This is a genomic window from Baaleninema simplex PCC 7105 (genome assembly GCF_000332355.1).
GTDB classification, from domain to species: domain Bacteria; phylum Cyanobacteriota; class Cyanobacteriia; order Cyanobacteriales; family Geitlerinemataceae; genus Baaleninema; species Baaleninema simplex.
This window is the reverse complement of sequence record NZ_KB235960.1, coordinates 85,701-93,199: the sequence shown is the minus strand read 5'-3', so window position 1 is coordinate 93,199 and position 7,499 is coordinate 85,701. Positions and strand designations below refer to the sequence as shown.

The 7,499-nt window shown below is 40.7% G+C and carries 5 protein-coding genes; 2 read left to right on the top strand and 3 right to left on the bottom strand.

What is annotated here, in order from left to right:
• Nucleotides 1–7: 7 nt before the first annotated feature.
• Nucleotides 8–727 carry a hypothetical protein gene (locus GEI7105_RS0123900; protein ID WP_017662929.1) on the bottom strand — a complete coding sequence of 240 codons (720 nt, stop codon included), beginning with the start codon at nucleotides 725–727 and terminating at the stop codon, nucleotides 8–10.
• Here GEI7105_RS0123900 and GEI7105_RS0123895 point away from each other — a divergent pair.
• A complete protein-coding gene (locus GEI7105_RS0123895) occupies nucleotides 726–1,868 on the top strand; it encodes a hypothetical protein (RefSeq protein WP_017662928.1) in 1,143 nt (380 codons plus the stop codon). The two genes, GEI7105_RS0123900 and GEI7105_RS0123895, sit on opposite strands and share 2 nt — an antisense overlap.
• A 296-nt stretch (nucleotides 1,869–2,164) precedes the next feature.
• On the opposite strand, the gene GEI7105_RS35410 is transcribed toward GEI7105_RS0123895, so the two are convergent.
• Nucleotides 2,165–3,634 carry a leucine-rich repeat domain-containing protein gene (locus tag GEI7105_RS35410; protein ID WP_083862531.1) on the bottom strand — a complete coding sequence of 490 codons (1,470 nt, stop codon included), beginning with the start codon at nucleotides 3,632–3,634 and terminating at the stop codon, nucleotides 2,165–2,167.
• Between the two features lie 414 nt (nucleotides 3,635–4,048).
• Here GEI7105_RS35410 and GEI7105_RS0123880 point away from each other — a divergent pair, with 414 nt between their 5' ends.
• A complete protein-coding gene (locus GEI7105_RS0123880) occupies nucleotides 4,049–5,548 on the top strand; it encodes a leucine-rich repeat domain-containing protein (RefSeq protein ID WP_144054023.1) in 1,500 nt (499 codons plus the stop codon).
• Nucleotides 5,549–5,635: 87 nt separating this feature from the next.
• On the opposite strand, the gene GEI7105_RS32205 is transcribed toward GEI7105_RS0123880, so the two are convergent.
• Entirely contained in the window at nucleotides 5,636–7,168 is a 1,533-nt protein-coding gene (locus tag GEI7105_RS32205) for a leucine-rich repeat domain-containing protein (RefSeq protein ID WP_017662924.1), read from the bottom strand.
• Nucleotides 7,169–7,499 lie beyond the last annotated feature (331 nt).

The window sequence follows — 7,499 nt, the reverse complement described above, 5'->3', positions numbered from 1 at the left end:
GGACGAGTTAAGTCAATTCAGATTTATACCTTGAGCAAGACGGCTTCTTGTTCATTTTCCACCCCCAGCTTTTGATAACTTTTTCAGCAAACCCTAAGTGGGTTGGGGGTTGGGATGTTCGATCGACGTTTAAATTCTCGATTTTGGCGATCGTTTCTCGAGCGTTTGAAGAAAGAGGGATGGAAGTCTCGAGGGAGTTGAGTTCTTGGAAAAAGGGAAAGAGATAGGGATCTCGATAAGGTTGACCCATTAAGTAATAGAGAACGGAGCGATCGATTCTCAGGGCGCTCGAGATGAGAGGACTCTCGCGAACTTCGATGAGTTGATAGTGATGTAAGGGCGAACTGTCGCGAAGTGCCGTCCAATGAAAGTCTGAAAATAACGCCATTGCCAGTTGAAAGGTGGGATAAGCGCGTTGAGCGTCTCCGGCAACTTTTTGGCAGAGTCTTTCAAAGGTTGGGTCTAATTCCATGCCCGCGCAGAAGACTAAAACGCGACGCTCGAAGGTTGAGAGTGAAAAGGTTTGACAGAGTCGATCGAGTGCGGGGGGAAACGCCATTGTTTCGGCGATGAAGATCGGTGTATTGGGGTTGGGATTGGGGGAAGGTGAGGCGATTTCGGTGGGGTTCGTTCCCTGGGCCTCTAGCATTTGACGGACGAGTCCAATTTCAGCCATGAGATAGCGGTGATCGCCAGCCGGCCACTGAGCGGATCGATCGAGTGTCATGGGTCTGGTGTTGGGTTCAGATTGGAAAATTAGAAAAAACTTTAACGATCTGGGGGGTAATTTTAAAGTCAGATTGGTGAGTTTAACAAGGTCGATCGTGGAACGAGCCTCTCATTCTAAAAAAGCGTCTCCCCAGGCGGTCCCACAGCCGAGCGTCCCTTTCCCGCAACCTTTGGCTTGGAGCCACGAGCGCAGAGCCGCTCAGGGGGTGGCTGAGGCGACTTCTCCACAGACTGACGGTTTCTTTCCGAGTTCGGAAGAGTTGGCGAATCTGCCCTATTTTGCGCCAGAGGAAGAGCAACAAGCGTCACAACCGACAGAAGAAGGACAGCAAACTCAACCAACGCTGACTGAGGAAGAGCAACAAACGCTACAGGAACTCGGATTCGAGATAATTGAGGTGCTCGATGAATGGGAAAAGGAAGAGCAAACCGCAGCAACCAAGGCGATCGAGCAAGATGTAGCACCCGAAACACCTGTGGGAGAAATTGCTCAAAACTCGGATGAGTACGTCCTCGAAGGTGAGATTTTCAAAGCGACCGCTGAGGGAATCTTTCCAGGGCCTCTCAGACAAGACTTTGTAGAGGACATGATCGAGTTCATAGAGGCAGGGGTTGTCAGCCTGGAAGTTGGGTTATTTTTAATGTCTATTGTACCTACCGAGTCTAGTGGTGGTGATTGGACAGCAGATAATCGCCAGGGACATTATGGAGCTTTTCAACTTTCTGCTAATGATATCGCAGATGAAGGAGTGACTGTTGAACAATTCATAGGCAACCCTAGAATACAAGTAGTACTTGCTGCAGAATTTTATGGAAAAAAGCTCGATCTAGTTAGGGCGGCGTTATCGGGTGACCTCGATGGTATGCATGAGAGTGAAGGTTGGATAAAGCCAGAAGGGCAAAATCTCTCGGATTTTTTAGCAGACAAACACGAACTGTATCAAGTGGCCTACGCTTGGCTAAGTTTAGCGGGAGAAGATGGGAACAATACACTCAGTCGAAATTATGCAAAAGCCGCACTTTTAAATGCTTTAGCGATCCTAGACGAATATATTAACAGCGACGCCCCCTCCCCTTTCTGGGTATCTCCGAGGGCATTAAGAGGTTCGATCGAGCGTGCCTTAGAAGAGCTAGAATAGTGTTTATAACACCAGGGCATCTCGATTGATTCAAGCTTATTGATAAATAGGCTCTACTATCGAGAATTAGAAACGAGATTTCAAGGGTTCCAGCCATTGGATTTTGAGCCAGAATCAATTTTTCGAGATGCCCACCAGTTCAAGGCGAAAAGTAAAGTTCAGTTTTGTTGGGAATTGAAATTTAAAAGTTCTCTTGGTATTGCGGCGATCGGCTGGGTTTATCGATGGCAGAGCCCTAGTGATACAAGGAATACAGCTCGGTCGCCGTGAAGCAGCAATCCTAACCCCCTTGGTTTTTATAGTAAGCCCAAGGGACTCTTTTGATAATACTCACAAGCTTGACGCCGCCGTAACGGACAGCCCTGGCGAGTCTCTGGATTGCCTTCAATATCGAGCGCCCACAAAGGTAGAGTAGACAAGGGACTAAAGTCTTCAATTTGATTGTTGCCAAGTCGGCAGTAACGCAGTCGAACTAAGTTCGTAAGAGGAGTAATATCTGTAATCGCATTTTCATTAATCTCTAATTCCCATAGATCGGTTAGGTTCGCGAGAGGTGTGAGATCTGTAATGGCATTTTTATTGAGATGTAATCTCCCTAATCTGATTAATTCAGACAGAGCCGTCAACTCTGTAATAGCATTGCCACTTAGATTCAAAGTTCGTAGTCTGACTAATCCAGATAGAGGTTTTAGATCGCTAACTTGGTTGCCTCCAAGCCATAATGTTTCAAGATTAGTCAACCCACTTAGAAAACTCAGATCGTCAATTTTATTGTGTTTAAGAGAGAGATTTTTGAGATTTTTATGATTCGTTAGAAATCTTAAAGAGTTTGAATTTACAGAATTTCTATTCAGCCCCAACATCACTAATGAATTAAAATTTTCTAAAGGGCTTAAGTCAGAAATTTGATTGTTGTTGAGGCGCAAAACTTCTAGTTCTTCAAGATTAGACAAAGGGCTGATGTCGTCAAGCTGATTATCAGATAACGAAAGCTCTTTTAATTTAGACAGATGAGATAAGTGGCTTAAGTCAGAGATTTGATTGTTCCCTAAATTCAAGTATGTTATCTGAACGAGTGCCGAGAAGTCTGGTAGAGTTTCCACAAAATTCTTTCGGACATTAACCTCAGTTAATCGATGAAGATTTTGTAAAGGAGATAAATCAGATATTTGATTAGTCGCCAAATGAACCAAGCTCAATTTACTCAGATGAGAAAGAGGAGTCAAATCGGATATTTCATTCGAGTGGAGATCGAGTTCAGTTAGTTCTTTAAGGTGAGACAGAGGTGTGAGATCGGAAATTTGATTCCGTCCGAGACCTAAATAAGTTAGATTAGTCAGTTGTGCGATCGAACTGAGATCGGAAATTTGATTATTTATAAGATTGAGAGAAGTCAGATGCGGTAGATCGGTAAAAGGTCTCAAATCAGAAATATGATGACCGACCAGTTCGACTTGAGAGCGTTCGGCTAATCTTTGGCTGGCTTCGCGACAAGTCGGATGAGAATCATTCAACAATTCTTCATGAGTTCTGGCGATTCTCAACAGTTGTTCTACAGTCTGTCGGGTTTCTGCGGGAAGGGAATCGAGATCGGAACACCATTTCTCGAACGGATAGTCAAAATTTTCTGAAGAAGGCGGAGTTTCGGCGCTGGGTACGAGAGGTTCTAGTGTGGGTTCGGGAACTGTCTGGGAAATCCCCTGACAGCTAGTCAGCAATCCGGTTAAAGCGATAATTAAAATTTGTAAAGAATCGCGATATTTCATATCCGTGAATCTGATTTTTTGCCAAAATAATTATGACTGACTCTTTCTAATTTCGAGTTTAGCACGAAATTGTTTGATTGTTTGAGACGAGATGTCGATCGACTTCCCAATTCAAACGACCCTTTCGAGAATCAGCTCGTCGCTTTTTGTCGAGCTTTTTTAAAAACAGGTCTCGATCGTCTCTTCAGTGTCCAGAGAAAGTGAAGCCAGATTGTTCAAACCTCGAACTTTGAGAATTCTCACAACGGTTCTGTTGAAGTTGTGGGTCAACTTGTCGCAAATACCAAAAAAATTACAGAATTGGAGTGCAAACAGTTTACCTCTCAATCATGTTTTTTACCAGAATAAGTTTGGCTTATATCCCTAGCCTTAACAGGTCTAAATAAAATCATTTAAAAATAGCAAAACATAACCATGAACCAACGAAATCGGCTCTTCTATCTATTACTCTTATTAGCTTCTTTGCTGGGCTATGCTTTTCTGAGGTTATCTAACGTCCAATCCTCCGAGCCACAAGATCGTCCAGAGGTTGCTCTAGATGTAGAGAGTTTTGAAAGTTGGTGCGAACAACGCAGCCAGCTTCAGCCAGAGACCCAACGTACTGTCGATAAACTGATGCTCAAAGCACGTATCTTGAAAGGTCGCGATATTGATAATTGCCAAGAAGCTGAATTATTTCTGAGTACCACTCGAGACATAAATATGCCAGATTCAAATCTTGAAGATTTGAGTCCTTTACAATCGCTCAGCCATCTTACCCGTCTGAATTTAAGGAACAACAATGTCACAAATATTCAGGTACTTACCAAACTTCCTCAACTGAGAGTTCTAAAGCTTGAAAATAACTCTATTGAAAATATAGAAGTAATAAAAGATCTAACCAATCTTATTTCTTTATCTCTTGATAATAATCCCATTGTGGATTTAGAGCCGATTGCAAATTTAACTGAAATGAAGTATCTCGAAATGCTCGGAATCCCTCTTGAAGATGAAGATTGGTATCTCTTCGAGAAAATGAGCGAATTGCGCGAGCTACAGTTGTCTGGTACTCATATCAGCGATCTACAACCACTTTCTCGCCATCCTCATCTCCGTACTTTAGTTATCAAAAATAGTAAAATTGTAGAATTAGCTCCATTATCTCAATTAAGATGGTTATCAATTGTCCATTTATCTAATAATGAGATTGAAGATATGTCACCATTAATGGGGTCGAGTATTCGAATACTCGGCCTCTCCAATAATAAAATCAGAGAATTGCCACCAGTTCCGAGCGAAGGTCGAGGCATAAACCAATTTCTTCAACGACTCGATCTCTGTCATAACGAGCTTGAAGAAATTCGGAACATTTCTCAGTTTAAAAAATTAAACGACGTGTCTCTCTGTCACAATAATATCCGCAATATTTTTCCTCTAGCTCAGAACCAAGACATCAGTTACTTAGACTTGAGTTATAACCCAATTCACAACATAGAAAGTTTAGCTAGACTTATAAATCTTTCATCGATTAATTTGAGTCATACGAACACTGAGGATATTCAAACTTTAGGGATACTGGCTAAATTAAAAAACGCTAAAAACTTAGGTTTTGAAATGATTGATATTAGGCTTAGTCACGCTCGCATCAGCGACCTTCAACCCCTTTCTAATTTCGATACGATCAGTGTTCTCGATTTAAGCTACAATAGAATTACAGACGTTACACCAATTAATAACATTGAAATTTTGTCTCTGAACTTAGCCAACAATCAGATCGATACGCTTCAACAATTAGAAAATCTAACGGTTGCTTTCTCTCTCGATCTTCGCAATAATCCAATTCGTTTAGAAGAATGTCCTATTTTACCAAATACCTCTGGAACATCATCATTTAAATTGAGAAACCTTGAAGAATTTAAATGCTATTTTGATTAGAGCATTTCTCCAAGTATGACAATCCTAAGTTATTATTAATTTCTTTAAATTCTCAACTCGATCGATAAAACAAGTGAGTTTATCTCGTTAAAAACTATAGTTTTTATAATACTCACAAGCTTGACGCCGCCGTAACGGACAGCCTTGGCTAGTTGCCGGATTTCCTTGAATATCAAGTTTCCATAACTCTGGTAAAGAAGATAAAGGACTAAAGTCCTCAATTTGATTGTTTCCTAGTCGGCAGTAATACAGTCGAACTAAGTTCGTAAGAGGAGTAATATCTGTAATAGCATTTTCATTAATCTCTAATTTCCATAGACGAGTTAGATTCGCGAGAGGAGTGATATCTGTAATAGCATTATCACTTAAATCTAATCTCCATATCCTAACTAATTCAGACAAAGCCGTTAAGTCTGTAATCGAATTCTTGCTGAGATCCAAATGCTGTAGATTGACTAATCCAGAGAGAGGAGCGATCTCACTGATTTGATTTTCTTCAAGCCGCAATGTTTCAAGATTGGTCAATCCAGACAGCCAACTTAAATCGTCAATTTGATTATAGCTTAGCTGAAGGCTTTTGATATTGCTATGATTTGTTAAAAATCTTAGAGAACTTGAATTAAGGGCATTGTGATTCAGCCACAATTTTTCTAATGAGTTTAAATCACTTAAAGGACTCAAGTCAGAAATTTTATTGCGATCGAGCCACAAAATTTCTAAGTTTCTAAGATTAGACAAGGGACTGATATTATCAATCTGATTGCTCCCCAGAGAAAGTTCTTCGATCTGATAAAAATGGGATAAATACCTTAAGTCAGAGATTTTATTGTTGCCAATATTCAAGACTTGAAGGGGAGCGTGAAGTGAAACCAGAGGCGTCAAATCGCTAATTTGATTGGAATTCAAATACAGATAGGTCAATCGATCGAGCGCTGAGAAGTCCGGCAAGGTCTCGATGTTATTACTTTCAACGGTAATATGAGTTAATTGCTTAAGATTTTGTAAAGGAGATAAATCAGATATTTGATTAGTAGAAAAACGAACTTTGCTCAATTTAGTCAGATTAGAAAGAGGAGTCAAATCGGATATTTCATTCGAGTGGAGATCGAGTTCAGTTAGTTCTTTAAGGTGAGACAGAGGGGTGAGATCGGAAATCTGATTTTGTCCGAGAGCCAAAGAAGTCAGATGGGTAAGGTTCGCTAACGGACTCAGATCGGAAATTTGATTATTTATAAGGGTGAGAGAAGTCAGATGCGGTAAATCGGAAAAAGGTTTCAAATCAGAAATATGATGACCGACCAATTCGACTTGAGAGCGTTCGGCTAATCTTTGACTGGCTTCACGACAAGTCGGACGAGAATCATTCGACAATTCTTCACGAGTTCTGGCGATTCTCAACAGTTGTTCTACGGTCTGTCGGGTTTCTGCGGGAAGTGAATCGAGATCGGAACACCATTTCTCGAACGGATAGTCAAAATTTTCTGAAGAAGGTGGGATTTCGGCGGTGGGTATGAGAGGTTCGGGTGTGGGTTCGGGAACTGTCTGAGAAATCCCCTGACAGCTAGTCAGCAATCCCGTTAAAGCGATAATTAAAATTTGTAAAGAATCGCGATATTTCATATCCGTGAATCTGATTTTATGCCAAAATTACGATTAACCCTTTACTGATTTTCAGATTAGCACGAAATCTTTTTGTTGTTCAATTGCAAAACTGAGATGTATTCAATTGAAAAAATCATCTCAAAACTAGAAAATCATTGGATATAAAGTTTCTTTCATATTCGACTTGGCTTTCGTTGAGTTAAGTTATAATTACATTCAAACTCTTTCAGACTTTTACAAAAGTAAAATGTAGCTCTCTGGGGGAGGGTTTTTTATGCGATCGAAATATCAAGCGATTTCAAAACTGGCGTTTTATACAAAATCCGAATTTCAAACTTGAATTGACGAA